The sequence below is a fragment of the Brevibacillus sp. FSL K6-0770 genome (assembly GCF_038000275.1).
Lineage (GTDB): Bacteria > Bacillota > Bacilli > Brevibacillales > Brevibacillaceae > Brevibacillus > Brevibacillus parabrevis.
The window spans coordinates 606,619-631,635 of the sequence record NZ_JBBOBQ010000001.1; the positions used below are offsets into that span (position 1 = coordinate 606,619).

The 25,017-nt window shown below is 53.7% G+C and carries 26 protein-coding genes; 19 read left to right on the forward strand and 7 right to left on the reverse strand.

The genetic code is table 11. The features are described 5' to 3' along the window. Positions 1 to 9 precede the first annotated feature (9 nt). From NST23_RS03305 to NST23_RS03360, 12 genes are all read left to right on the forward strand, one after another. Positions 10 to 1,398: a CpaF family protein gene (locus tag NST23_RS03305; protein WP_340963088.1), complete on the forward strand. Its 1,389-nt coding sequence runs from the start codon at positions 10 to 12 to the stop codon at positions 1,396 to 1,398. Next, positions 1,376 to 2,302: a type II secretion system F family protein gene (locus NST23_RS03310; RefSeq protein ID WP_173597823.1), complete on the forward strand. Its 927-nt coding sequence runs from the start codon at positions 1,376 to 1,378 to the stop codon at positions 2,300 to 2,302. Before NST23_RS03305 ends, NST23_RS03310 begins: the two co-directional genes overlap by 23 nt. A gap of 4 nt (positions 2,303 to 2,306) precedes the next feature. Beyond that, positions 2,307 to 3,242 (forward strand): type II secretion system F family protein, encoded by a 936-nt coding sequence (locus NST23_RS03315; RefSeq protein ID WP_122965588.1) that lies wholly within the window; start codon positions 2,307 to 2,309, stop codon positions 3,240 to 3,242. Positions 3,243 to 3,339: 97 nt separating this feature from the next. Further along, the gene (locus NST23_RS03320; protein ID WP_122965587.1) at positions 3,340 to 3,564 is read left to right on the forward strand and encodes a hypothetical protein; all 225 of its coding nucleotides are present in this window, start codon (positions 3,340 to 3,342) and stop codon (positions 3,562 to 3,564) included. Between the two features lie 118 nt (positions 3,565 to 3,682). Next, positions 3,683 to 5,092 (forward strand): VWA domain-containing protein, encoded by a 1,410-nt coding sequence (locus tag NST23_RS03325; RefSeq protein ID WP_340963091.1) that lies wholly within the window; start codon positions 3,683 to 3,685, stop codon positions 5,090 to 5,092. 50 nt (positions 5,093 to 5,142) lie between these two features. Next, the gene (locus NST23_RS03330) at positions 5,143 to 6,042 is read left to right on the forward strand and encodes a hypothetical protein (protein ID WP_340963094.1); all 900 of its coding nucleotides are present in this window, start codon (positions 5,143 to 5,145) and stop codon (positions 6,040 to 6,042) included. Between the two features lie 54 nt (positions 6,043 to 6,096). After that, positions 6,097 to 6,816, forward strand: coding sequence for a hypothetical protein (locus NST23_RS03335; RefSeq protein ID WP_340963097.1), 720 nt, complete (start codon positions 6,097 to 6,099; stop codon positions 6,814 to 6,816). Then, positions 6,813 to 7,013, forward strand: a complete 201-nt coding sequence (locus tag NST23_RS03340) for a hypothetical protein (RefSeq protein ID WP_242772824.1) — start codon at positions 6,813 to 6,815, stop codon at positions 7,011 to 7,013. Before NST23_RS03335 ends, NST23_RS03340 begins: the two co-directional genes overlap by 4 nt. Before the next feature lie 39 nt (positions 7,014 to 7,052). Next, entirely contained in the window at positions 7,053 to 7,253 is a 201-nt protein-coding gene (locus NST23_RS03345; RefSeq protein ID WP_173599444.1) for a hypothetical protein, read from the forward strand. Continuing rightward, entirely contained in the window at positions 7,240 to 7,731 is a 492-nt protein-coding gene (locus NST23_RS03350; protein WP_340963099.1) for a TadE/TadG family type IV pilus assembly protein, read from the forward strand. The genes NST23_RS03345 and NST23_RS03350 overlap by 14 nt, the downstream gene beginning before the upstream one ends. Continuing rightward, positions 7,732 to 8,403, forward strand: coding sequence for a Tad domain-containing protein (locus tag NST23_RS03355; RefSeq protein ID WP_122965581.1), 672 nt, complete (start codon positions 7,732 to 7,734; stop codon positions 8,401 to 8,403). Positions 8,404 to 8,473: 70 nt separating this feature from the next. Then, complete coding sequence (locus NST23_RS03360) at positions 8,474 to 9,787, forward strand: VWA domain-containing protein (protein WP_340963101.1); 1,314 nt, start codon at positions 8,474 to 8,476, stop codon at positions 9,785 to 9,787. Between the two features lie 134 nt (positions 9,788 to 9,921). On the opposite strand, the gene NST23_RS03365 is transcribed toward NST23_RS03360, so the two are convergent. Further along, positions 9,922 to 10,515, reverse strand: a complete 594-nt coding sequence (locus NST23_RS03365; RefSeq protein WP_122965579.1) for a hypothetical protein — start codon at positions 10,513 to 10,515, stop codon at positions 9,922 to 9,924. 218 nt (positions 10,516 to 10,733) lie between these two features. On the opposite strand from NST23_RS03365, the gene NST23_RS03370 reads away from it, so the two are divergent. After that, positions 10,734 to 11,525, forward strand: coding sequence for a DUF169 domain-containing protein (locus NST23_RS03370; protein ID WP_217365751.1), 792 nt, complete (start codon positions 10,734 to 10,736; stop codon positions 11,523 to 11,525). Here NST23_RS03370 and NST23_RS03375 read toward each other — a convergent pair. The 5 genes from NST23_RS03375 to NST23_RS03395 form a co-directional block, all read right to left on the reverse strand. Continuing rightward, the gene (locus NST23_RS03375; protein WP_217022636.1) at positions 11,522 to 12,043 is read right to left on the reverse strand and encodes a DinB family protein; all 522 of its coding nucleotides are present in this window, start codon (positions 12,041 to 12,043) and stop codon (positions 11,522 to 11,524) included. The two genes, NST23_RS03370 and NST23_RS03375, sit on opposite strands and share 4 nt — an antisense overlap. Before the next feature lie 65 nt (positions 12,044 to 12,108). Next, positions 12,109 to 13,056 carry a helix-turn-helix transcriptional regulator gene (locus NST23_RS03380; RefSeq protein ID WP_122965576.1) on the reverse strand — a complete coding sequence of 316 codons (948 nt, stop codon included), beginning with the start codon at positions 13,054 to 13,056 and terminating at the stop codon, positions 12,109 to 12,111. A 165-nt stretch (positions 13,057 to 13,221) separates the two neighbouring features. After that, positions 13,222 to 13,680, reverse strand: a complete 459-nt coding sequence (locus NST23_RS03385) for an AraC family transcriptional regulator (RefSeq protein WP_274874819.1) — start codon at positions 13,678 to 13,680, stop codon at positions 13,222 to 13,224. A 202-nt stretch (positions 13,681 to 13,882) separates the two neighbouring features. Beyond that, positions 13,883 to 14,998, reverse strand: coding sequence for an aminopeptidase (locus tag NST23_RS03390; protein WP_122965574.1), 1,116 nt, complete (start codon positions 14,996 to 14,998; stop codon positions 13,883 to 13,885). 88 nt (positions 14,999 to 15,086) lie between these two features. After that, the gene (locus tag NST23_RS03395) at positions 15,087 to 16,286 is read right to left on the reverse strand and encodes an iron-containing alcohol dehydrogenase (RefSeq protein WP_122965573.1); all 1,200 of its coding nucleotides are present in this window, start codon (positions 16,284 to 16,286) and stop codon (positions 15,087 to 15,089) included. 178 nt (positions 16,287 to 16,464) lie between these two features. Here NST23_RS03395 and NST23_RS03400 point away from each other — a divergent pair, with 178 nt between their 5' ends. Further along, a complete protein-coding gene (locus NST23_RS03400; RefSeq protein ID WP_287103251.1) occupies positions 16,465 to 17,667 on the forward strand; it encodes a PIN domain-containing protein in 1,203 nt (400 codons plus the stop codon). Between the two features lie 68 nt (positions 17,668 to 17,735). Here NST23_RS03400 and NST23_RS03405 read toward each other — a convergent pair whose 3' ends face one another. Then, positions 17,736 to 19,451 (reverse strand): methyl-accepting chemotaxis protein, encoded by a 1,716-nt coding sequence (locus NST23_RS03405; protein ID WP_340963102.1) that lies wholly within the window; start codon positions 19,449 to 19,451, stop codon positions 17,736 to 17,738. A gap of 265 nt (positions 19,452 to 19,716) precedes the next feature. On the opposite strand from NST23_RS03405, the gene purC reads away from it, so the two are divergent. Genes purC through purF form a run of 5 tightly spaced genes read left to right on the forward strand, consistent with a single transcriptional unit; the run spans position 19,717 to position 25,001 of the window. After that, positions 19,717 to 20,436, forward strand: coding sequence for a phosphoribosylaminoimidazolesuccinocarboxamide synthase (gene purC / locus NST23_RS03410; protein ID WP_173597834.1), 720 nt, complete (start codon positions 19,717 to 19,719; stop codon positions 20,434 to 20,436). Next, positions 20,429 to 20,677: a phosphoribosylformylglycinamidine synthase subunit PurS gene (gene purS, locus NST23_RS03415; protein WP_122965570.1), complete on the forward strand. Its 249-nt coding sequence runs from the start codon at positions 20,429 to 20,431 to the stop codon at positions 20,675 to 20,677. The genes purC and purS overlap by 8 nt, the downstream gene beginning before the upstream one ends. Positions 20,678 to 20,681: 4 nt before the next feature. Then, positions 20,682 to 21,374, forward strand: coding sequence for a phosphoribosylformylglycinamidine synthase subunit PurQ (gene purQ / locus NST23_RS03420; protein ID WP_122965569.1), 693 nt, complete (start codon positions 20,682 to 20,684; stop codon positions 21,372 to 21,374). Next, positions 21,355 to 23,598 carry a phosphoribosylformylglycinamidine synthase subunit PurL gene (purL, locus tag NST23_RS03425; RefSeq protein ID WP_122965568.1) on the forward strand — a complete coding sequence of 748 codons (2,244 nt, stop codon included), beginning with the start codon at positions 21,355 to 21,357 and terminating at the stop codon, positions 23,596 to 23,598. The genes purQ and purL overlap by 20 nt, the downstream gene beginning before the upstream one ends. After that, positions 23,583 to 25,001 carry an amidophosphoribosyltransferase gene (gene purF / locus NST23_RS03430; RefSeq protein WP_122965567.1) on the forward strand — a complete coding sequence of 473 codons (1,419 nt, stop codon included), beginning with the start codon at positions 23,583 to 23,585 and terminating at the stop codon, positions 24,999 to 25,001. Before purL ends, purF begins: the two co-directional genes overlap by 16 nt. The last annotated feature ends 16 nt before the right edge of the window (positions 25,002 to 25,017 follow it).

The following is a 25,017-nucleotide window of genomic DNA, read 5'->3' on the forward strand; positions in this document are numbered from 1 at the left end:
GGGAGCTAGATGGCTTTATTCAAGCGCAAGCAAGAGCAGAAGACAGCAGAAGATGAGTCGTCACGGACGACACTGGCAGCGACACTTGCGGCTCCCGCCTTCAATCCGTACATTGACGAGCTGGCAGAGCATTACAAGACACGCCTTTTGCGGGAAACCAACCTGGAGCGGCTGACCAGCCTCGGCTCGCAGGAAATGCGGGTGGCGATTGAGCGTCTCGTGTCGCAGTACATGTCGGAAGAAAAAGTCGTGATCCCGCGCAGCGAAAAGGAATTGCTGCTGACTCGCCTGATCAACGAATCGGTGGGGCTGGGGCCGTTGGAGCCGCTGCTTGCGGACCCGGAGATTACGGAAATCTCGATCAACGGACACAACCTCGTCTACATCGAAAAACGCGGGCGGCTGGAGTTGACCGACTTGAAGTTTCGCGACGAGGAACATTTGCGGCACATCGTCGACCGGATCGTGGCTCCGCTCGGCAGGCGGATTGATGAAAGCTCGCCGATGGTCGACGCCCGCCTGAAAGACGGGAGCCGGGTGAATGCGGTCATCCCGCCGATCAGCTTGAACGGAACGCTGGTGTCGATCCGCAAATTCCGCAAAGAGCCGTATTTGATGGACGATTTGCAACAATTCGGCTCGTTTGACGAGGCGATGTCGCGCTACATCCAGGCAGTCGTGGAAGCGAAGATGAACGTGCTGATCTCCGGCGGTACAGGAAGCGGGAAAACGACGCTGCTCAACGCGGCCGCGCGAGCGATCCCCCACTACGAACGGATCATCACGATCGAGGACTCGGCGGAGCTGAAGCTGACCCATCCGAACTGCGTCGGACTGGAGGCGCGCCCGCCGAACATGGAGGGAAAAGGCGAGATTACGATCCGCCAGCTCGTGCGCAACTCGCTGCGGATGCGGCCCGACCGGATTATCGTCGGGGAAGTGCGCGGCGCGGAGGCATTCGACATGCTGCAAGCGATGAATACAGGTCACGAAGGCTCACTCACCACGGTGCACGCCAACTCGCCACTGGACGCCTTCAACCGTCTGGAAGGAATGGTCGTCATGGCGGGGATGGATTTGCCCTCTGCCATCGTCCGCGAGTACATCGTCAGTGCGCTCGACATCATCGTACAGGTCATGCGGCTGTCGGACGGGACGCGCAAGATCGTCTCGATCTCCGAGGTGGCGAAGTCGGAGGACAAACGGGTAGAGGTGCAGGAAATTTTCCGCTTTCACCGGACTGGAATCGGCAGCAAAGGCGAAGTGCTCGGATATTTTACCCCGACCGGAATCATCCCGCGCAGCCTGGAGCGGTTCAAAGTATTCGGGATTGAGCTGGACGAGTCGATGTTTACGGCGAAAGGAGGGGGCAGACGTGAGCCTAGCTATTCTGTTTAGCCTGGCGGTGCTGTTCGGAATTTGGGGCATGTACGAATACCTCGGATACCGCACGAAGAAAAACGAGTGGAAAAAGAAAGCGGAAGACTGGTACGAGGTAAAGACACAGCGCAAAAGCTTCATCGTCGTCTGGGGCGACCGCTTCGACCAGAAGCCGTACGCCCAGGAGATCGGCAAAAAGCTGAAAAAAGCCAACATTCCGCTGACCCCTTCCGAATTTTTCGCGGGCATGTTCGTCGGGACGATGGGGCTTGGGTTTTTCCTGCACAGCGTAGTGGCGATTCCGGCTCCCTACAACTTCATGGCAGGCGGAGGCGCGATGTATGTCATCCAGAAAGCCGTCTTTTTTGCCCGGCGCCACAAATATTTGGAGAGATTGAACGATCAGCTCTCGGAGGTGTGCCGCCTGCTTGCCAACTCGTTGCGCGCAGGGCTGACGCTGACCCAGGGGATCGCGATTGTGGCAAAAGAACTGAACGCTCCGGCGGGAGAAGAGTTCAAGCGGATGTCGCGGGAGCTGGCGCTTGGCGTCAGTTTTGACCGGGCGCTGATGGAGATGGAAAAGCGGATTCCGACGCGCGATTTCCGCATTTTCGCGGCGACCTTGCTCATCCAGCGCAGGGCAGGGGGCAACCTGAGCGAAGTGCTGCAGGAGATGGCCGAGACGATGGAGGAGCGCCGCCTCGTCTCGCAGGAAATCAAGACGATGACCGCCGAGCAGCGCTACGTCTCGTATCTCGTGCCGATCATGCCCGTCGCCCTGGTGCTGATGATGAACATGATTAACAAAGGCTTTATCGATCCGCTGTTTACGCCGATGGGGCTGGTGCTGCTCGGGCTGTTCCTGATCGGAACGTTGCTGTCCTACATCCTGGTGAAAAAAGTGACCAACATAAAGGTGTGAAACGATGGATGCACTAATCATCACCTGTCTGTTTCTGTTTTTATTGTTCTTTTCCATATTTTTAAAGGAATGGTATTTGTTTTCTGTGCAAAAGCGCACGCTGATCGAGCATATGTACGAGGTGACGGGGCAGCGGACGTACGATGTGCGCAAGCCGGAAACGGCCTCGGAACGACTGGTCAAGCGGCTGTTGCGCTACGGGGATGACTATGCGGTCCTCGGGCAGCGCTTCAACTTTTTCAGCGAGTCGCACGAGGTGGAGGACTGGCTGCTCAAGGCGGGCCGCCCGCTCGATCTGACTGTAGCCCGCTTTCAAGGCGTCAAAATCGTGCTCGCCCTGCTCGGCATCATCATCGGGGCGTTGTTGTTCGTCCTCGGCTTTCCGTTCGCCCAGTTTGGGCTGATCCTGTGGCCGCTGGCCGGCTATTTTTTGCCGATCCTCTGGCTGAAGAAAAAGGCGAGCGAGCGCCAGCAGCAAATCCGCTACGATCTGCCCGAATTTCTCGATACGGTCAGCGTGACGTTGCAGGCCGGAGTCAGTCTCGATCACGCCCTGCGCGAAGTCATCCGCTTTTTCAGCGGGCCGATTCAGGAAGAGTTCTCGCGCTTCAACCAGGAGATCGACCTTGGCGTGCCGCGGGAAAAAGCGTACGAGCAACTGCTGCGGCGCAACGACAACCCGGAATTTCAACTGTTGATCAAGGCATTGATCCAAGGAATGCGTCTGGGTGTGCCGATCTCGGTGACGTTCAAGGTGCAGGCGGACAACATGCGGCGAATGCGCAAAGAGCTGGTCAAGGAAAAAGCGGCGAAGGCCTCGCCGAAGGTCACGCTGATTACCACGCTCGTCGTCGCCCCGACCGCCATGCTGATGATCGGCGGCCTGATGGTACTGAACATTTTGGAAAATGCCAAGACGTTTACGGGCATTTTCCAATAAATGCTGGATCGGATGCCTGTAAGGGAGGTGATGCAGGCAGAGGCGTCCGGAGTCATTTTTTACCTATTAAATACATTCCCGTTTGGAGGAAAAAACGATGGTGACAACATTGATGCAAAAACTGTTTGTAAAAGCAAGCTTTTCCCTGCGCAACGAAAAGGGAGCGCAATCGATTGAATGGATCGCACTGGCTGCAGTCGTCCTGGCGGTGCTTGGCGCTGTAGCGACCTTTTTCAGCAAAGATGAAAACGTGGGCAACGCCGTTTCCGGCACGCTGTCCGATGTCATTGAGCACATTGGCGACAAGATTACAGGTGACTAATGCCAAGCGTCAATTCCGGTGCCTACGGTTAGTGGTGGAAGCTGATTTTCACCACTAACTTTCCCTGTTTTTTGCCTGGGAACAACAAGCAGCTCTGAAATGACGGAGGTACATACAGATGAAAGCTATCAAGGTACTGATTGCAGCCCTCGGGCTGATGGTCATCTTGCATGCTTGCTCCAGCGACGAGCCGTCGAGCACGCAGGAACCGACGACGCCACTGGAAGCGGTGTCCAACGAGCAGGTGGAACAGCCAGTCAATCAGGAGCAGAAGCCGTCGAAGGAGGAGCAAATCGCTTCCCTGAAAGCATTGCTTCCTGAGGGAGCCACAAAAATTCCGGAGACGGCCGCCGAGATTGCCAGTTTTCCTATCGGGCGCTATGCGGGAAGCAACTATTCCGAGCATGAACAAGAGCTGCAGACTTTTTTGCAGGAGCTGCCCGCCATCGAAAACCCCGATCAGGAGGTTGTCGGCATGTACTATATGGCGCTGCTCGGGCTATTCGCCGAAGACTACCCCGATCCGGAACGGCTGATCGAAGATATCAAAATGGCTTCGTTCGGAAGTCCTGAAATCGACGATCCCCGCTTTCAGTTCAAGGAGCAGTACAACGTCGAAATCATTCTCGACGCGAGCGGCAGCATGGCAGGCCGGATGGACGGCAAAACCAAAATGGACGCGGCCAAGGAAGCGATCAAAGCGTTTGCCGAGACGTTACCCAAAGAGGCGAATGTGGCCCTCCGCGTGTACGGGAACGAAGGGAGCGGCAAAGACTCCGACAAGGCGCTTTCTTGCAGCAGCAGCGAGCTGGTGTACCAGTTGCAAAAATACGACGCCGGAAAGCTCGCCGCAAGCTTGAATCAATTCCAACCGACGGGCTGGACTCCGATCGCTCATTCCTTGCAGGAGGCAGAGAAAGATTTGAGTCAGCTTGCCGGGGACAAGAATACCAACCTGATTTTTCTCGTCAGCGACGGAATCGAGACATGCGGCGGAGATCCGGTGGCAGCAGCGAAGCAGTTGGCGGATTCTAACATCACGCCTGTCTTGAATGTCATCGGCTTTGACGTGGACGGAGAGGGACAAAAGCAGTTAAAGGCAGTCGCAGAAGCAGCGCGCGGCCGCTATGTATCGATCCGCGACAAAAAAGGGTTGCAGGACGAATTTTCCAAAGCAAAAGAAATTGCGGACGAGTGGTACAAATGGAGGCGCAAGGAATCCAGTGAAGCGTACTCCCGAAAAGTCAATCTGCTCGTAAACAATACGCACTACAAGCTGGAGTGGAAGTTTTTGGCCGACGATGAGAAGCGAAACGTCGACTGGATGATTCGGCAGATCAAACGGGATAAACGGTTCCCGCAGCAGCTCGCCGAAGAGTTGGCCCGATTGCAGGATGAACATAAGCGAAACGTGGATAAACGGGCGGACGAACTGGAAGACATGCTCGATTCTCTGGCCAAAAAATCATACAAGGAAACCATTGAAGCCATTTCTGAGCAGTACGGCATCAATGCAGGCGGAAACTAGCGCCGCCAATCAGTGGTTTGCCAGGGATTAAGGAAATCGGGGTGAATGCTGTGAAGCGTCTAGCAAGACGGACGAATTGGGCTGCCATCGTTGCCCTGTTCATACTGGTGATCAATCTTTTCCCCTTTGCAGCTTTTGTGCATGCAGAGTCTGTGGCGCCTGGCGACGTGCGTCCAGGCGCAGTCCAGCCGGGAGAGATCAGGCCGGGAAATATTTCGCCAAATGACATACAGCCTGGTAGTTTTCAATGGGAAACAGGAGAGATTTCGCCCGGTGAGATACAGCCGGGGAGTCTGGATGTAGGAAACACCCGTCCTGGCAATGTTCAGCCAGGCAGCGTCACACCGGGCAGCCTTTCCGGCAAGGGCGATTCCAAAGCCTACGACTATGTAAACTGGTCGATCAACAGTGCGTTCGGCGGCAGTCTCAGCATGGTGGCCGACATGACGGAAGGGAATGTAGACCCGGCTACCTTTGCCAGCATGCGCAGCCTGTTTTTGGTCGAGCTGGGCGTCAAGGCGATCGACATTCATCTGAAAGACACTTCCTTCGACTGGGTGAGCGGCTTGCCTGTCGACGGCTTCGACGCTGCTTCCGCCTGGATGAATTTCAAGTTCATCAAAGACACGGCAAGCGGCCTGCAAGTGACAGGACTGGTCAAAGGCTTGAACGTCGCGACAGCGGGAATCAGTCTGGTGTTTGACAGCATCGATACCTTCACGAACTTTCAGGATGCCTTTGATTCAGGCAACAGCCAGTCTGAGCGCATCGACTATGCGATCGACGGAACAGGCAGCTTCGGCAGCACGCTTATGGATGCCGGGGTCATCGCCGCCATGATTCCCGGAGGGCAGACGGCCGCTGTCGTGCTTGTCTCAGTCGGCGGCGTTCTGTGGGTAGGCAGCAAGCTGGCGAAATGGGGACGCAAGCTGTTCAAACGGTTCGCCTAGCGTCTGATACTGGTCGTGACTGGCCGCCAAAACGTTAGATGGGAATGAGTCAGAGTGAAGCATCCGATCAAAGAAAGCTTCCTGTTTTATACACGCAACATCGAGTCCATGCTGCTCTTGTCAGCGGTCGTCGTTCTGCCTTTTTTGCTCATTCACAATTTTACCGTCAACTATATCCACTTTATCGCTGCCTTGACGGGCGGGCAGGTGGTTTCCGCCTTTTTCAACCTGTTTTTGCTGCTCGTGTTTTTGACAGTCGTGCAGCTTCCGTTTGCCCAGTATGTGCAAAGCGAGCTTGCGGGAGAGGAACGGCCGATTCGCCAGGCATTGCGCACGTTTTTGGATCAAGGCTTTGCCGTGTTTGTCTTCGGGATCGTCTACGTCCTGGCCGTGTCTTTTGGCATGATGCTGTTTTTTGTGCCGGGGATTGTCATCCTCGTGCTGTTTTACTTGACTCCTTATTTGACGGTCATGAAAAAGCAGCCGGTGCAGCAGTGCTGGAAAAAGGCGTTTGCGCTGGGGAAAAAGCATTTTTTCTCTATTCTCGGCGTGATTTTGCTGATTAGCGCCATCGAGTGGGGCATCAGTGTGATCGGGCTGTTTACCGTCACGTACATTACGACCAGCTTTGGCGCGGTTTTCTTTACGCAGATTTTGCTGAATGTCATTTTCTTTCCGCTGATGGCGGTGATGCTGACGATGTATACGCACAGATGGATGAGTGAGCCAGCGACTGCGGAGAGCGTGGATACCGGGAGGAGGGACACGGCTTGACGACAAAAGAAGCGAAAAGGCAGCGGTTTTGGAACGGGATCGCGATTGTTTTGTACGGCGTGCTCCTGCCGCTCTGCTGCCTGCTCATGGTAGTGGGGGAGACGATTCCGTATCCGCTGCTGCTTGTCTGGTTTGCGCTGCCCTATATCGAACAGTCTGGCATGGAGTACGCACGCCGCAAAGAAGTGAAGCGGTAGAGACGACGCCAAGCGAATAATCATGGAGGGGGAAACGACATGTCCAAGCAGGAGAAAAACTGGCAGCGTTTCTGGAAGTTCATGCTGCTTTATTTTTACGCCCTGATTGTGCCTGCGGCGATCATCGGCGCCATTTACCGGGGAGACTTTCCGATCCAGCTGGTCATTTTGGCGATCGGGCTGCCGTTTATGAAAAAAAATCATCTGGCTTTTCTCCGGAAGAAACATGCGTCTGTTTAACCGTACGCCCAGGCAGTCGGTGATGCCGGGCGCAAGACAGGGCCGCGCGAACGCGAGGAACGCAGGAAAGCTGTCGCGTCTGCTGTCCGGGGAAAAAGGCTCGGTCACGATTGAGTTTCTCGGGATTTTGCCGCTGCTTTTTCTCATCATGCTCGTTTGCTGGCAGTTTTTGATCGGCGTGTACGGGGTGATCGCCGCGCAATCGGCTGCCAATGAGGCGGCAAAAGTATTCGCCATCACCGGGAGCGAGGCCAGTGCACTGAACGCCGCTGAAAAAGTGTTAGCCGGAGCGGGTGGCGGCATCGGCTTCAACAGAGGAGAGTCGTACATCGAGACGACAAGTGACGGGTACTTCAAAGTCATGGTCGGCGCGAACCTGGAAATCGCCTTTTTGCCGGATATTTTGACACAGAACATGGATGAGGCGGACAAAAGGATTTCGTTCCAGCGCGAGATCACGAGCAGGGTGGTTCACTAGATGAGAGACTGGCTGGCGTGTTTGCGGAATGAACGAGGCAATGTCACAATCTTTACGCTTACGATCTTTATGCTCATCATGCTCATCTTGTTCATGGCGCTGTTTAACCTCTCGACAGTCTTCGTCGTCAAGGAGCAAGCGTCAGACAGTGCGCAGCAAGCGGCGCTGGCGGCGGTCAAGCCGATCTACGACGAGATGGAAAAGGCACTCGTTCGCTACGATCGATCTCCCATGCGCCTGAAGGACGAGACATACATCAAGCCGTTCGTGGATCAGGCGGAAGCCGCTATCCGCGCGAGCCATCCGGATTGGGCCAGGAGCGAGGTGCGGTACGAAGCGATTGACCAGGTGCTGGGAAGCTGGCTGCCAGCAAACGTGGAGCTGCTGCTGTATGTGCAGGCGGGTCTTGCAGAAGCAGCCCCGAAGCTGCGGGATGTCGTCGTCACGATACTCGACGCCAATCACGCCACAGTGCCCGGTTCGCAAATTGTCGTCACCGCGGATGAGCGCATCCAGGTACAGACTTCTGTCCGCTTCCGCTCCACTACGTTTGACTTTTCCTTCATGCCTGACCCGAAGCACGAGGAGGAAGTGTACCAGACGGGATCGAGCAGACAGATTGGCTTTCTCCATGCGGCAGGAGGTTTTTTTCTCAGTTCTATCACGCTGTAAAGGAAAGCACGGTTCATCTCGTCATATCCGATGATGCAGAACATACACACGACAAGGAGGCTATGACCGAATGCACAGTAAGTACAGGCGAATGCTCGGCCTGGTGAACAGCTTGATGACGGCACTGCTGCTGTGCGGCTGCACCCTTGGCGCATCTGGAGCAGGGCCGCGAGTGGGCGAGGTGAAATGGCCGCAAAATACGCAGGAGTTGATTGCGGAGCAGCCCGGACAGTTGGCGGGCACGCATTTTTACCTCGCCCAGCATCCGCATCGGCCGGCTATTGCTGCCATTCTCGACAAAATGCCTACTGTGGTGGATGGGATGAACGAAGCGTATTTGCAACTGTACTGGAATCAGCTGCTCGCTTTGTTCTCCGAAGACTACCTCAGTCCGCAGATGGTTGTGGATCGCTGGAAAATGGCTTCGTTTGGAGATCCCGGCATCGAGGATGCGCGGTTTCAGTTTCGGGAAAATTTTAATGTCGAAATCATTTTGGACGCGAGCGGCAGCATGGCCGGGAAAATGGGAGACAAAACCAAGATGCAACTGGCCAAGGAAGCGATCAAGGAATTTGCCGAATCACTCCCGGAGGAAGCAAACATTTCGCTGCGCGTCTATGGACATAAAGGGAGCAATGCCGATGGAGACAAACAGCTCTCCTGCTCCAGCAGCGATCTTGTCTATCCGCTGCAATCGTACGAGCCGAAGCGGCTGGACCAGGCGCTTGCACTGTTTGAGCCGACTGGCTGGACGTCGATCGCCCATTCTCTCAAGCTTGCCCAGCAAGATTTGGCCGCGTTTTCGGCGGATAAAAACACGAACGTCATCTACCTCGTCAGCGACGGCATCGAGACTTGCGGCGGCGATCCGGTGGCTGTAGCCAAAGAGCTGTCCCAGTCGCAAATCATGCCGCTCGTAAACGTGATCGGCTTTGACGTGAACGCCGAAGGGCAGAAGCAATTGAAGGCGATTGCCCAGGCATCGGAAGGCTTGTATGCCAACGTGACGAACCGCGAGCAATTCAAAAGAGAGCTGGAGCGGGCAAAAGAAATCGCTCAAAAGTGGGAGCAGTGGAAGCGGGACGCCCTGACGGAAGTAGGCGAGGTGCTGATCGACCGCCGCAAGTGGATCGACGCCTACAACCGGGACTGGTACGAGAAAAGCTGGCGGGAGAGCTTGAATATCGGAAGCGCGATCGAGTATTTGGCGGCAAGCGGCAAGATCGGCAACCAGGCCAAAGCGTATTTTACGAAGCAGAGACAGGACAGGGAAGCGTTAGCCTCGCAGGCGAAAGAAGAGCTTACCGATTATTTGGTCAACCTTACCAACAAGACTTATCAGGAAATGAAAGAGGAAATCGAGGAAAAATACAGTGGAAGCTAATAGAAAGTCCCGCTGCCTGAGACGGTGTGTCTGGCAACGGGACTTTTTTGCACGAAAAGCAGTCTGGGGCGTTTCTGCCGGAGCAATCGCACGGTGTTTCGCTTTCGCTGCATGCAGGCGGTCAGTCGACCACATCAGTCATAGGTGAAGGTGACGACCTGCTTCAAGGCAGTATCGACCCCGATGGCGATTGCGTTGTGGCCGTCTGAATAGTAAAAGTAGCGCTTGAGATCGTTGTCTGTGGCCTCGGAAGTCCGAACGAGCTGAAAGTCAGCCGTGGCCAGCAAGTTTTGCGAGCGCACGAAGTCGGCTGCGGCTTTTTCCAGATCGGCTTCAGCGATCGTTTTCGTCGCTTTCTCGCCGTCTTTGCCAATCACGTCAATCGAGAGCGAGAGAAGCTGCTTTGTCTTTGGCTCGATGATCGCGTGGTAGCCGGATATATCTCCGCTTTTCGGCTCGCCGCGAAGCAGGGCGTGAACGGGCACTCCTTTGTAGATCGGCTCGCCAGTGGCGGCATCGATCAGTTTGGCAGGGTCTTCAAGTGTAATTTCCCGATCGGCGGTATCTACCGTCAGATGATAATACTGACGAACAGCGCCCGCAGCGATTTGCGCCGCTTCTTCTTTTCCCAGCCCCTGCACCTGTTCAGGTGTATTGGGCTTGGAACAGCCTATGATAAACAACGCCAGGATGGTCGTCGCGAGTAAAAAGGTTGCCAGTTTTTTCATGGGTCAAGCCTCCGTGCCTGTTGCGTAATCTTTTCTTATCCTAACAGGAAACGGGGCCAGGAGATATCGATTTTCCTTTCCACTACCTTACGATGTTGTAAGTTTGCAAAGAAATAGGGCGGACAGACAGGACATGAGGGTTGAAAAGACGAAAAATTCAGTGTACGGGTGTTTTGGTGAGCGAGAGCAATTTTGTTGAAACGAGGAGGAGAAGCGCTATGAGCACGAGTACCATTACTGCCCTGGAGTTGAATGAGGCCATTCAAACGTATGTGCGGACGGAAACGTTCCCTGTGGGCATTTCGATCATTCGCGAGGAAGCGGCATTGCCGACAAAGGCAAAGCGACCGCAGCAAGACTTGGGGTACCCGATCACGATTTGCCAGGCGGTCGGCTTTTCGCGACGTTATGGCTGGAGCATTGCCATGAACGGCGCAGACCTGTCCTGTCCGATCGCGCAGGTGGCGTTCGGCTACGAGGAACAGCCTGCGTTTTACACCGAGGGCCATCTCGCTTGCGGGATGTATACAGATTCGCTGGAAACGGGAGCGAAAAGCGAGGCGGATGTCCCGAAATTTTCGGCGGAGGAAAGCGGCTACTACGTGTCATACCCACTGGAGCGGGCGCAGGTCGAGCCGGACGTGGTTGTCATTTACGGAAACGCGGCACAGGTGATGCGGCTGGTGGCGGGAATGCTCTACAAGCGCGGCGGCTCGATTCCGTCCACTTTTTCCAGCCGGGCGGACTGCGCCGATATTGCGATCAAGCCGATCCAGACCGGACAACCGCAAGTGATCGTCCCCTGTTACGGAGATCGGCTGTTTGCCCAGACGCAGGACCACGAGATGGCGTTCAGCTTTCATTTCCGCGATGCAGCCGAGCTGGTGGAAGGGCTGGCAGCCACGCAAAAAGGCGGGATACGCTACCCGATCCCGTCCTTCCTGCGCTATCAGGCAGAGTTTCCGCCGACCTACCAAAAGCTCGCTGGTCTGTTCGGAGAAAAAAGTTAGCCTTTTAGCCTGTTCAATTGGTGCAGATGGTGGCGATAGTGCATCTCTACAAGCGCAAACCACTCCTGTGCATTCAAAGGTCCGAAGCGAGGGTGTGCGACTTTGTGGTGTGTCGGAATATCCTGCAAGGTCGGCTCCAATTCTTGCATCAGGCGCAGGACAGTGCGCAAGCCGTCGTGCAGTTGCTCTTTGTTCTCTGGCTGCTTGGGTGTATATTGGGGCGAAGCAGGAACGTGGATGCGGATAGGCGGTAAGGAGCCATGGGCAAAGATTGCTTGCCCGTCCTCAGACATTTGGGCATCCGGCTGGATGACTTCGGGCGCGCCTTTTCTACACGCTTCGATGTTGGCGAGTTGCATATAGAGGGCCGATTGGATCAGATGCTGGTACATCTGGCCGATGGACCATTCCTCTTCGCTTGGCTTTTGCAGCAGACGGTCCATGTCAAATGCTTCGAGTTCCTGGATGTACAGATCGGTTACTTGTTGCATGCTGTGCATGATTTCGGTTGGATTCATCTTGTGGTCAGCTCCTCTTTCATTCTTTGTCACAAGCATACAAAAACGCTACTGACAACTGTATGTCAGTAGCGTTTTAGCAATTTTTCCGCTTCCTCGCGAATTTTTTCACGGAGGGATGGCGGTTCGAGAACGAGCGCATTTGCCCCCAGCCCCAGAACCCAGTCCGAGATTTCCTCCAGTTGCCGGACGCGCAGCGTGACCAGCACCCCGTCCGGATGATCGGCCATCTCTTCTATATAAAAGGACTTTGCTTCCAGCACCTGATCGGCTATCGCTGGCTGGACGAGCAGGCGGACTTCGAGTGTGCGGTTGTCGGGAGGCTTGTAATCGTCAAAGGAAAAATGCTCCGGGAGGTCAAAGCTGTCTTCGAGCATGGTCAGCCCGCTCATGCGGGACAGGCGGAACCTGCGGATGTCCTGGCGCAAATCGCAAAAGGCGAGCAAAGTCCACACGCCCCGAGCCAGCACAAGCCCGTAGGGAGCCGCATCGCGCACGCTCTCGCGGTTGCCGTCTGTCTCGGGGATCGTTTTGCGATAGCGGAAGCGGACTTTGCGGCGATGCAGGATGGCTTCGTGGAGCAGCTCGGCATATTGCTTTTCCCGCTCGCGCTGGTTGGCTTCTCCGATATCGAGCAGGCGAAAGGTCGAGCGAATCCCCTCTACTTCCCTGATAAATTCCTGCGACAGAAGCGCTTCAACTTTACGTTGGACACCGCGGGCGCTGTGGCCGTAATTTTTGCCAAACGCCTGCTCGACCAGGTCTGCGCCGATCAGCAGCGCGACGGCTTCCTCCACCGTAAAGCGAACGGGCGGCAGAAAAAAGCCTTCCATCAGCGAGTAGCCTTGCCCGGGCGAGCCGACGACAGGGACCCCTGCTTCGCTCAACGCCTGCATATCCCGGTAGATGGTCCGCACGCTCGTCTCGAATGTCGCGGCCAAATCTTCCGCGCGCAAGGTGCGCTTGCGCTGAAGCTCCAGCACAATGGCCAGCAGGCGGTCTGATTTGTTCATGCATAGACCCCATTTCCCAAAACGTTTCTCATCCCCATTGTAGTTTTTGCGTCGAGCGAACAAAAGCCAGGAATGAACTTTCTGCCGGGCGGTCGTCACGCCGCGCCATGTCGTGTCGCGCCGCCAACGCTATCGCTGCAAGTACTGCCATGCCATAAGACTAATCTATAATGTTGTTACTGGCACACATATTTCGCAATAAGGATTGGTCGTGATATCGCCCGTATATTTTTCCAAAATGGGTTTGCTGTCCATCGTGTATCCTTTGCTGTGGAGAGCAGGAAAAATTTCAGCATACGCCCGCTGGATGTCCTCTGCTGTATGCTTGGCTTCGAAAACGAGGTAATTCCCGCCCGCAAGCTCGCCTTCGCAAATGGAATCGGCATCGTCCAACTGATAATTTGCGGAGAGCACAATGCAAGCATCAAATCGGCAGCTTTCAGGAGCGGTTGTCTGTGGGTTATCTTGTGGAATGGCAAACAGGATAGCCGATTCCAGAAGCTGTTTCTCCTTCGCCCATTTTTTTAGCTCCTCCATTACTTCCGCATTGGCAGGACCGTATGGACCGACTCGCCGCATATACGCAATGCGATAGGGGGGGATAGTTTCGACTTTGCATTTCATGGATGGTACTTCCTTTCTTCGTGGATTTGGTTGCGTATTGACTGTAGCATGTTATAAAAAATATTTGCGTTAATTTTTTAGAATTTTTTGTAAATTTTAAAATGATGATTTTCACGGAACATCAGCATGAAAAAATGGATAGGGTTCAGATGTTCTCTGAAGCCTATCCATTGTTAGTGCTAGACGTGCTATACGGTATGCCCTACACCAGATTTTCCGGGTTCAAGCCTTCCAGCTCTGGCAGCACGAAGCGGCCGTCTTTTCTGATCAGCACGTCGTCAAACCAGATTTCGCCTCCGCCGTATTCCGGACGCTGGATTTGCACCAGATCCCAGTGAACAGAGGAGCGGTTTCCGTTGTCCGCTACTGTGTAGGCGTTGCCAGGTGTGAAGTGGAAGCTTCCGGCGATTTTTTCGTCGAACAGGATGTCCAGCATCGGATGCAGGATGTGCGGGTTGAAGCCAATGGCAAATTCCCCGATATAGCGAGCGCCTTCGTCGGTGTCGAGAATGTCATTCAGCGCTTTTGTATTGGAGCTGGTCGCTTCGACGATTTTTCCTTCTTTAAAAGTGAATTGCACATCGGTGAAGGAAATGCCGTGGTAGTTGGAAGCGGCGTTGTAGAAAATGGTGCCTTCTACAGAATCGCGAACAGGCGCTGTGTACACTTCGCCGTCCGGGATGTTGCGCTTGCCGTCGCATTTGACAGCGTTGATGCCTTTGATGGAGAAGCGCAGGTCGGTTTTTGGCCCGACGATGCGGACACGGTCGGTGCGCTCCATCAGTTCTTTCAGCGGTGTCATCGCTCTGGACATTTTCGCGTAGTCCAGGTTGCAGACGGAGAAGTAGAAGTCCTCGAAGCCTTCCAGACTCATATTGGACAGTTGCGCCATTGATTTGTTCGGGTAGCGCAAAACGACCCAGCGTTTGTTTGGCACGCGTTCGTTTGTGTGCACTGGCTGATACAGGACACGGGAGTAGATGCCCATCTTGTCTTCCGGAACATCGGCAAATTCGTTGATGTTGTCGTAAGCGCGGATCGCGATGTACGCGTCCATGTCTTTCATGCGCTCGTATTCGTATTTGGCCATCAATGCCATATGCTCTTCGCTCGTTCCTTGGTAGAGCGCGCGCAGCACTTCCTGGTCTTTCAACGTTACCAATGGCAGAGCGCCGACAGCGAACGATTCGCGAACGAGCGCACGTACAAGCTCAGGTTGCAGCCCTGTGTTTTCGATCAGGACTTTTTCCCCTTTTTGCAAATTGAGAGAGTAGCGGACGAGGCGGCTAGCCAGTTCATTGATGCGTGGATCTGCCATATGTACGACCTCCATATAGTAAAAAAATTTTTATTAATCTCATTATCGCACAGGAAAGCGCGTGCCTGCCAGTATGTTCGTGCAGCATTTACAGGCAAGCCTGGTAGATCGCGACGACATCTTCCGCATGCAGTTTTCTGGCGCTCGGCAGATGTCCGGCACCGCGTCCGCCAATCGTAATCGCTTCTTCGGCCATTTTTGGCAGCGCGTCCTGCGTTACACCAAAGTCAGAAAGCCGCTCGGTGATGCCCATGCTTTCATACCAGCGGGCAACAGCCACGATGGTTGCGCGCGCTGCGGCTTGCTCGTCTTCCTCGGTAACTCCGAAGCAGTGTCGGCCCATGCGCGCCAGTCTCTCTGGACGCTCCGGCAAAATGACCTGCTCGAAATAAGGAAGCGAAAGAATCGCCAGTCCACGCCCGTGTGCCATGTCGTAAATGCCGCTCAACGGGTGTTCGATTCCGTGCAGAGGCATTCCGGCGCCGCGCCCTGCATTGGCAAAAGGACTGATGCCAAGCGTGCTTGCCCAGAGCAAAGTGGAACGTGCCTCTTCGTGATCCGGTTGGCGAATGGCGGTAACGGAGTGCTCCGCAACGAGCCGAATGAGCGTTTCCGTGATTCCGTCCTGCACATTCGTTTTGTCTGCGCTGATCAAGTATGTTTCAAACAGATGCGAGAAAATATCTGCGCAAGATTCCGCCGTGACGCGTGCGGGAACGGTAAATGTGATCGATGGATCGAGAATCGCGATTTTCGGATAGAGGGCCGGGCCGTTTATGGAAGATTTCTCGTGTGTGTCCCAGTGGGTCAGGACGCTGATATTGTTTGCTTCTGATCCGGTTGCAGCCACAGTGGGCACGGTGAGAAGCGGGAGTGCTTCCTGCACGGGCACCAGCCATTTGCCTGAGCCGCTCGGATTGCCGCGCATGTAGTCGTAGATGGGCCGCCCGGAAACGGCTGCGGCGGCAATGGCTTTGGCTGCATCCATAACAGAGCCTCCGCCCAAGGCAAGCACGAAGTCGCATTGCTCTTCGCGGGCAAGCGCTGCTCCGGCATCGACGGTCGCTGTGCGCGGGTTCGGTTCAATTTTGTCAAAAAGAGTATAGGCTACTTGCGCTTCTTGCAGGAGCGTAATGGCGCGGCTAAGCAGACCTGTGCGCTTGGCTGCGCTGCCACCTGTGACGAGAAGCGCTTTGTTACCGAGAGTTTTCGCTGCCTGGCCCAAACGCGCAAGTTCGCCCATGCCGAAGTAGATATGGGTAGGAAAAGATACTTCAAAGGGAAACATCTGATATTCCTTCTTTCACGTGTAGGTTGTACCAAAGACAGTGTAACAGAATTGAATGAAAGAGTGGAAATACAGTAGGGATTATTTTACACTTGTTAAAAAATGGGGATTTGTTGTGAAGAGTTATATCACTTAAAAAAGTGTCTACATTGAACGGTACAATCTATAGGAGGAACAGATGAGACGCCAGTTTTCATATTTCTTTAGGCCCAGCAACGAGGATATTCAAAAAATGTGGGAAGATTGTATTTTTGTATTTGATACGAATGTATTACTAGATTTGTATAGGTATACAGACGGTACGCGCGAATCACTTTTTAGCGTATTCGATTATTATTCAGACCGGATTTGGCTCCCGCATCAGGTCGGGCTGGAATTCCATAAGAATCGTATTTCAGTAATTATTGAACAGCGGGAAGCTTATAAAAAAATTAGTAGTGAACTAAAGGAACTATCTCACAAAGTAATGGCTGATCTGGAAGGGAAGTTGCAAAAATATAAGCAACACCCTGCTATTGAAATGGATAAATTACTTCATAAAATTAATGGGGCATGGGAAGCCAGTGTACAAGCGTTAGCCAAACAGGAATCAGAACATCCTGATCTAAGAAATGATGACACGGTTTTCAAGAAATTAGAGGAATTGTTTGAAGGGAAAATTGGCCCGCCACTTACGAAGGAAGAATTGGATAAAATTTTAAAAGAAGCTGAACGTAGGTATAGTATTTCTTTTCCACCTGGATATAAGGATGCAAAGGAGAAGAAAGGACAGATCACAAAGTTTGAAGACTTGATAATTGAGGATCAATTTGGCGATTTCATAATATGGAAACAAATTATCCAAATGGCAAAAACGGAGAAACGCCCTGTGATTTTTGTAACGGGTGATACAAAGGAAGATTGGTTTGAGACAATCCGTGGAAAAACCCAGGGGCCGAGATTTGAACTGCTCTATGAATTCCGTAAAGAAACCAACAACCAATTTTATATGTATCGTACAGATAAATTCATCGATTATGCGCAAGCTGCATTGAGCCAATCCATTCAAGACGAAATGGTTCAGGGAATATCCGAGTTTAGAAAAGTAACAGAGAAGAAACCTAAACCGCTTCTGAACGATTCGATAGGTGCAATACTGGAGGAAATTAGGAATACCGAAAGAAGTAGATATGAAAATAACAAGGCTAGTATCGAGAACGTGGAGTGGCACCCAGGTGATATTGCTAGACATCCGAAATGGGGAGAAGGATTTGTATTAAGGGTTTTACACGATGAAGACCACACTGAATTACGGATCGGATTTCCCGAGCCTGTTGGTGTACAGACATTATTGGCACGGTATGCTCCGCTAGTAAAAGTTGATCGAGGAGATAATTCGTAAGGCGAAAATGCAAAAAGCTGGCGAAAACTCGCCAGCTTTTTTACTTCTAGCCCGGGCGCCAGAATATTTCAAGCCACACGAAATCTCTCGCTGATTTCATGCAGCCGCGTGGACAAAGCGAGCAGCTCGGAGGCCAGATGGCGCGACTTGGCTACGGATGAAAGCTGTTCCTTGGAGGCGTCGAGCATCTCTTCTGTGCTGCTTTTCGTTTCCTGCGAGATAGCGAGGAAAGTAACCAGCGTGTGGTCGACATCCTGCATGCCTTGGGTAATGTCGGACAGCCCTTCTGTGGCTGCGCGCAGCTCCCCGGTCGTCCGGTCGACGGCCTGGCGCAGATGGAGGAAGGCGGCTTCCGCTTCTTCCAGCTTTTGCACGCTCTCCTGGAGCTGGGTGGAAGCTTGGGAAGTTTCGCGTGAGATGGAAAGCGTCTCAGTCTGAACCGAAGCCATCAGGCGGTTGATTTCAAGCGCTGCCTTTTCCGATTCGTGTGCGAGCTTGGCGACTTCGCTCGCTACTACGGCAAAGCCGCGTCCGTACTCGCCGGCCCGTGCCGCCTCAATGCTGGCATTCAGGGCGAGCAGCTTGGTTTGCTTCGCCAAGTTTTCGATCAACGAAACCGCGTGCCCGATCGACTCCGACTGCTCTTGCATGTTTGCCATACGGGTGTCCAGTTGCTTGTACGTTTGGAAAAAGCGCTGGAAGATGACCGTCAACTCGTCGATTCTGCTTTGGCCGCTGTGCGTGACCGATTCCATCTGGCCGCCTGCTTCGATCACACTCGCGATTCGTGCAAACAGCATGTCGATGGAAGCACGCATCCGTTGAAAAGAAGCACTTGCCTGTTCGGTCGAAGCGGCTGTTTGCTCTACGCCTTTATTCACCGTGTCCAGGCGGATGGAAAGCATCGACGAGCGCTCCCCTGCCTCGTCAGCGGTCTGCCTGATCTCGATGCCGCCGCGATTCAACTCCTGAATCATCGACTGGAATTCGGAGATGATGAGGTGCATCTGCTCGACCATATAATCGAAGTGATGCGAGATCGCCCGGATTTCCGGCCCTTCCTTTTCCAGAGCGGAGCGCTGTGTCAGATCGCCGGCGCTGACCTTTTGGATGGCCTGGATCAATGTTTGGAACGGATTCGTAATACCTCGCACAATAAACAAGCATAGTAAAACAGAGAGGACGAGACTTCCTGCAATGGCAAAAAGGATCAGTCTGGTCGTTTCGTGCAGATGGACTAAATATTGCTCTTGCGGCACGTCGATGACGTAGACGAAATTTTCTTCAGGTGAATGGGTAAAGGCCAAAGTATGTATCGTCCCGTCAATCGGGAGGTGGATGACGCCGTAGCGTTCGGCTTCCAACTGATGCGCGTACTCAGGCGGAACGGGGATCGCTCCCTGCTTCGTCACGTTGGGAATCGGCTGAAACGCGCCGCTGCGCACGACGTATTGCTGAACATCCAGGCCTTCCTGGGCCAAAGAATTTTTTTGCTGCAACAGCTCGAACTCCAGCCTTTTCAAATAAGTTTCCTCGTCGGTGACAAAGGCGAACTTCAACAGGGAAATTTTTTCCGTCGTCTTGTCCGTCTCCGAATCGAGTCTGGCTTCCATTTGGGCGATCATGATTTTTTTGGCCTGCGTGTAAAAAGTCCCGCCGATCGCTGCGAAAGAGAGGAGCAAAAGGCAGAACAGCGGCACGGTCAGCTTCGTATGGAGCCGTGCGCGTCTGTGCCAGTGCGTAAATGGGGCTAGTAGTTTGCCAAAGATAAGGTGCGTCTTCATCCGATGTCCCCCTGATTATATGGATAGTCGTGGAGTCCTGTGACTAAGGACTATTGTAAAGAGCGGATGTAAAGCCAGTATGGATAACGTGTAAACGAATGTTAACGAAAACTTAACAACGATTATGCAACAATTTCCGAACGTTTGTCGAATCGTATTCACGCATTTTTCGTTGATAAATGCGTATGATTGTGTTTTAATGTAGTTGAATCGTTCGTGAATTAATCGTAACTCAACCTTTTTATCTGGGAAGGTGGCTCCTACAGTGGAAAAACAGGAACAACTCTACGAAGGTAAGGCGAAGCGTATTTATCGGACATCTGTGCCTGATCAATACTGGGTAGAGTACAAAGACGACGCTACAGCATTCAACGGAGAGAAGCGGGCGCAAATCACCGGAAAAGGTGAGCTGAACAACCGTATTACCGCTATCTTTTTCACCATGCTAAAGGAAAAAGGCATCGACAACCATTTTGTCCGGCTGCTGTCTGCAACAGAGCAAGTAGTCCGCAAAGTGGAGATCATCCCTTTGGAGGTCGTTGTCCGCAATATCGCGGCAGGTTCACTTGCCAAACGTCTTGGCATGGAAGAGGGAACTGTTCTCCCGCAGCCAGTTGTTGAGTTTTACTACAAGGATGACGCACTGGGCGATCCGTTGGTAAACGCCTCCCATATCAAAGTGTTGGGAATTGCGAGCGAAAGTGACCAGGCGACGCTTGAGCGCATGGGACTTGCTGTCAATGAGGTTCTCGTACCTTATCTGGCCGAGCGCAATATCACGCTGGTCGATTTCAAACTCGAATTTGGAAAAACGCCGGACGGGGAGATTCTCCTCGCCGATGAAATATCCCCGGACACATGCCGTTTCTGGGACTCTGTCACAAAAGAGAAGCTGGACAAAGACCGCTTCCGTCGCGATTTGGGCAATGTAGAAGAAGCGTATCAAGAAATGCTGAAGAGACTGGGAGGAGACGTACATGTTTAAAGCTGTTGTTTATGTAACCCTGCGCGAGAGCGTTCTGGACCCGCAAGGCCATGCAGTAAAAGGGGCTTTGCACACTCTAGGTTTTGACGAAGTAAACAATGCGCGTATCGGAAAGTACATGGAACTGGAACTGAACACGGCAGATCGTGCGCAGGCAGAAGAGCGTGTACGTGAAATGTGCGAAAAGCTCCTGGCTAACACGGTGGTTGAAGACTATCGCTTTGAGATCGTGGAGGGCTAAAGATATGCGAGTAGCCGTTATCGTCTTTCCAGGCTCGAATGCTGATGTAGATTTGTACAACGCAGTTGAAGATGTCATGGGAGTGCCTGTTGACTACGTATGGCATTCCGAAACAGATTTGTCCGGATACGACGCAATCCTTTTGCCGGGCGGATTCTCTTATGGAGACTATTTGCGCTGTGGCGCGGTCGCTCGCTTTTCGCCCGTGATGGAGCAAGTGGTGAAGGCAGCAGAAGCAGGCAAGCTGGTAATGGGAATCTGTAACGGCTTCCAAATCCTCACAGAGGTAGGGCTGTTGCCAGGCGCTCTCTTGCGCAACCGTTCCCTCAAATTCGCCTGCAAGCTGTCCGGGCTTCGCGTCGACAACAACGAAACTCCGTTTACCCTCGACTATGCGGCTGGGGAAGAAATCCAAATCCCGATCGCGCATGGCGAAGGAAACTACTACTGTGATGAAGAAACGCTCGCGAAGCTTAAAGCGAACAAACAGATCGTTTTCCGCTACAATGGCGAGAACCCGAATGGTTCTCTTGATGATATCGCAGGCATTTGCAACGAGCGCGGCAACGTACTCGGCATGATGCCTCACCCGGAGCGCGCTGTCCACAAGTGGATGACATCCGATGACGGCCGCCGCATGTTTACCTCGATCCTGAAGACGTGGAGGGAACAAAACAGTGTCACAACTCACGCATAAAGAACCGACCGCCCAGCAAATTGCCGATCAGAAGCTCTACCGTGAGATCGGGCTGACTGACGAAGAATACCAACGTGTAGTAACGATTATGGGACGCCAGCCAAACTGGACAGAAACCGGATTGTACAGCGTTATGTGGTCTGAGCACTGCTCCTACAAAAACTCCAAGCCTGTCCTGCGCAAGTTCCCGACAAAAGGCCCTCGCGTTCTGCAAGGACCAGGTGAAGGGGCCGGGATCGTGGACATCGGCGACAACCAGGCTGTTGTATTCAAAATCGAGAGCCACAACCACCCTTCTGCTATCGAGCCGTATCAGGGAGCAGCTACAGGCGTGGGCGGGATCATCCGCGATGTGTTCTCCATGGGTGCACGCCCGATCGCATTGCTCAACTCGCTGCGCTTTGGCGAGCTGACCACGCCACGCGTCAAATATTTGTTTGAACATGTGGTTGCGGGAATTGCCGGCTACGGTAACTGCATCGGGATTCCTACCGTTGGCGGAGAAGTGAACTTCGATCCTACGTATGAAGGCAATCCGCTCGTTAATGCTATGTGCGTGGGTCTGATCGACCACGAGAAAATTCAAAAAGGCGTAGCCTCCGGTATCGGCAACCCGGTCATTTACGTCGGGGCGAGCACAGGACGCGACGGTATTCACGGCGCGACTTTTGCCTCCGAAGAGCTGACCGAGGAATCGGAGAAAAAGCGCCCGGCTGTACAAGTGGGCGACCCGTTCATGGAAAAATTGCTGCTGGAAGCGTGCCTGGAACTGATCGACACAGGAATCGTCGTAGGGATTCAGGACATGGGCGCGGCTGGTTTGACCAGCTCCAGCTCGGAGATGGCATCCAAAGCGGGCAACGGAATCGAGATGAACCTGGATCTCGTGCCGCAGCGCGAAGCAGGCATGTCTGCTTACGAAATGATGCTGTCCGAATCGCAAGAGCGCATGCTTGTCGTTGTGGAAAAAGGCAAGGAAGCGGAAGCGATCGCGATTTTTGACAAATGGGGCTTGGCCTCCGCTGTCGTGGGCAAAGTAACGGATGACAGCAAGCTGCGCCTGTTGCACAAAGGCGAGGTCGTAGCAGAAGTGCCAGCAAACAGCCTGGCAGATGACGCTCCGGTTTACCACCGTCCTTCCGCAGTGCCTGCTTACTATGAAGCAAACGGAAAAGTGGATGTGCTGGCTGCCATCGAGGAGCCAAAAGATCTGAACGAGACGCTGAAAAGTCTCTTGGCGCAGCCGACTGTTGCCAACAAGGCATGGGTGTACGAGCAATACGACCATATCGTACGCGCGAATACAGCAGTGAAGCCTGGTTCTGACGCAGCAGTCGTCATGGTGCGCGGCACGCGCAAGGCTCTTGCCATGACAACCGATTGCAACGGACGCTATGTGTATCTCGATCCAAAAGTGGGCGGAGCCATCGCGGTAGCGGAATCCGCGCGCAATGTCGTGTGCTCCGGTGCCGAGCCGCTTGCGATCACCGACTGCCTCAACTTCGGCAGCCCGGAAAAGCCGGAAGTATTCTGGCAGTTCGAGAAAGCGTGCGAAGGCATGAGCGAAGCGTGCGTGGCCCTCGACTCGCCTGTTATCGGCGGTAACGTATCTTTTTACAATGAACGCAGCGGCGATGCGATCTACCCGACTCCAACTGTCGGCATGGTCGGTCTGATCACCGATGTTGACCATATTACGACGCAAGACTTTAAAAACGAGGGCGACGTCATCATCCTGCTCGGCGACACGTTCGCGGAGCTGGGCGGCAGCGAGTATCAAAAGCTCGTGACAGGCGCAATCTCCGGTCGTCCGCCGCAACTGGACCTGACCAAGGAAGCCGCTGTGCAAAAGCTCGTGCTCACAGCGATTCGCCAAGGCTTGGTCAATTCCGCGCACGACTTGTCCGAAGGCGGTCTAGGTGTAGCGCTGGCAGAATCTTGCTTCGGCAAAAACATCGGCGCACAAGTCGAGCTTACATCCGACTTGCGCACAGACGTGCTGCTGTTCAGCGAATCCCAATCCCGCATCTTGCTCAGCGCAAGCAAAGAGCAGGCGGAAGCGATTGTGGCATTGGCAGGTGAGCACGGCGTACCAGCTGCAAAAATCGGTACGATTGGCGGCGAGCGTCTGGTAGTAACAGTGAACGGTACGGAAGCAATCAACGCTTCCACTCAAGAGGTGAAAGCAGCCTGGAAGGATGCGATTCCATGTTTGATCGGGTAATCTGGGACAAACTGAATGAAGAATGCGGCGTCTTTGGCATTTACAACCACAAGGAAGCATCCCAATTGACCTATCTGGGTCTGCATGCCCTTCAGCATCGCGGTCAGGAGAGCGCAGGTATCTGCGCCTCCGACGGCGAGAAGTGGTATAAGCACCGGGGAATGGGACTCGTCTCCGAAGCATTCGGCAAAGGCGACCTGGAAAAATTCCGCGGCCATATCGCCATCGGTCATACCCGTTATACGACCGCTGGCTCCAGCAAAATCGAAAATGCCCAGCCGCTGTTTTTCCGCTACGCGCAAGGCAGCATGGCTGTTGCTCATAACGGCAACCTCGTCAATGCCGCTGTCCTGAGAAAAGAGCTGGAAGCGAAAGGCTCCATTTTCCAAACGACAAGCGACACCGAGGTTATTGCCCACCTGATCGCACGCTCCGAGAGCCGCGATTTGCCAGGAGCAGTAAAAGATGCTCTCCAGCACATCAAGGGCGCGTATGCGCTGTTGGTCATGAACGAGAAGCAGTTGGTCATCGCTCTTGATCCGAATGGACTCCGTCCGCTGTCTCTCGGCCGACTGGGGGATGCGATCACTGTGGCTTCCGAGACCTGTGCGTTCGATATTATCGGGGCGCAGTACTGGCGCGATGTTCAGCCGGGAGAAATGATCGTCGTCGATCAGGATGGCATCATCGAAACCAAGCATACCGAGACAACGCAGCGCTCGATTTGCACGTTTGAATACATTTATTTCGCCCGTCCTGACAGCGACATCGACGGGATCAACGTCCACATGGCGAGAAAGCGCCTCGGCAAGCAGCTTGCCCTGGAATCGGCTATCGACGCTGATGTGGTTACAGGGGTGCCGGATTCGAGTATTTCGGCGGCGATCGGTTTTGCGGAAGCGACAGGTATTCCGTACGAGATCGGTCTGATCAAAAACCGCTACGTCGGCCGTACTTTTATCCAGCCGAGCCAGGAGCTGCGCGAGCGGGCTGTTTATCTCAAGCTGTCTGCCGTTCGCAAAGTCGTGGAAGGCAAACGGGTCGTCATGATCGACGATTCGATCGTGCGCGGTACGACAAGCAACCGGATTGTCCGCATGCTGCGCGAAGCTGGCGCCAAGGAAGTTCATGTCCGCATCAGCTCTCCGCCTGTCATGAACTCTTGTTTCTACGGAATCGATACCTCTACGCGCGACGAGCTGATTGCGTCGACCAAGTCGGTAGAGGAAATTCGTCAAATCATTGAAGCCGATTCCTTGTCCTTCTTGTCCGTCGAGGGCATGATCAATGCCATCGGCCGCCAGGATTCGGCTCCAAACAAAGGACACTGCCTCGCCTGCTTTACAGGGGAGTATCCGACCGAGATTGAATTTGAAGAGGCGCTACCAGCGACCAAGTGCTAATACAAGCAACCTCTTG

Excerpts from the sequence above, each read along its gene's own strand:
- NST23_RS03375 (WP_217022636.1), bottom strand. The coding sequence starts at position 12,043 with ATGAATCCAACCGAAATCATGCACAGCATGCAACAAGTAACCGATCTG.
- NST23_RS03380 (WP_122965576.1), bottom strand. The coding sequence starts at position 13,056 with ATGAACAAATCAGACCGCCTGCTGGCCATTGTGCTGGAGCTTCAGCGC.
- purQ (WP_122965569.1), top strand. The coding sequence starts at position 20,682 with ATGCGAGTAGCCGTTATCGTCTTTCCAGGCTCGAATGCTGATGTAGAT.
- NST23_RS03400 (WP_287103251.1), top strand. The coding sequence starts at position 16,465 with ATGAGACGCCAGTTTTCATATTTCTTTAGGCCCAGCAACGAGGATATT.
- NST23_RS03405 (WP_340963102.1), bottom strand. The coding sequence starts at position 19,451 with ATGAAGACGCACCTTATCTTTGGCAAACTACTAGCCCCATTTACGCAC.
- NST23_RS03360 (WP_340963101.1), top strand. The coding sequence starts at position 8,474 with ATGCACAGTAAGTACAGGCGAATGCTCGGCCTGGTGAACAGCTTGATG.
- NST23_RS03395 (WP_122965573.1), bottom strand. The coding sequence starts at position 16,286 with ATGTTTCCCTTTGAAGTATCTTTTCCTACCCATATCTACTTCGGCATG.
- NST23_RS03305 (WP_340963088.1), top strand. The coding sequence starts at position 10 with ATGGCTTTATTCAAGCGCAAGCAAGAGCAGAAGACAGCAGAAGATGAG.
- NST23_RS03390 (WP_122965574.1), bottom strand. The coding sequence starts at position 14,998 with ATGGCAGATCCACGCATCAATGAACTGGCTAGCCGCCTCGTCCGCTAC.
- NST23_RS03320 (WP_122965587.1), top strand. The coding sequence starts at position 3,340 with ATGGTGACAACATTGATGCAAAAACTGTTTGTAAAAGCAAGCTTTTCC.
- purF (WP_122965567.1), top strand. The coding sequence starts at position 23,583 with ATGTTTGATCGGGTAATCTGGGACAAACTGAATGAAGAATGCGGCGTC.
- NST23_RS03365 (WP_122965579.1), bottom strand. The coding sequence starts at position 10,515 with ATGAAAAAACTGGCAACCTTTTTACTCGCGACGACCATCCTGGCGTTG.
- NST23_RS03370 (WP_217365751.1), top strand. The coding sequence starts at position 10,734 with ATGAGCACGAGTACCATTACTGCCCTGGAGTTGAATGAGGCCATTCAA.
- NST23_RS03345 (WP_173599444.1), top strand. The coding sequence starts at position 7,053 with ATGTCCAAGCAGGAGAAAAACTGGCAGCGTTTCTGGAAGTTCATGCTG.
- NST23_RS03325 (WP_340963091.1), top strand. The coding sequence starts at position 3,683 with ATGAAAGCTATCAAGGTACTGATTGCAGCCCTCGGGCTGATGGTCATC.
- NST23_RS03315 (WP_122965588.1), top strand. The coding sequence starts at position 2,307 with ATGGATGCACTAATCATCACCTGTCTGTTTCTGTTTTTATTGTTCTTT.
- purS (WP_122965570.1), top strand. The coding sequence starts at position 20,429 with ATGTTTAAAGCTGTTGTTTATGTAACCCTGCGCGAGAGCGTTCTGGAC.
- NST23_RS03385 (WP_274874819.1), bottom strand. The coding sequence starts at position 13,680 with ATGAAATGCAAAGTCGAAACTATCCCCCCCTATCGCATTGCGTATATG.
- NST23_RS03355 (WP_122965581.1), top strand. The coding sequence starts at position 7,732 with ATGAGAGACTGGCTGGCGTGTTTGCGGAATGAACGAGGCAATGTCACA.
- NST23_RS03350 (WP_340963099.1), top strand. The coding sequence starts at position 7,240 with ATGCGTCTGTTTAACCGTACGCCCAGGCAGTCGGTGATGCCGGGCGCA.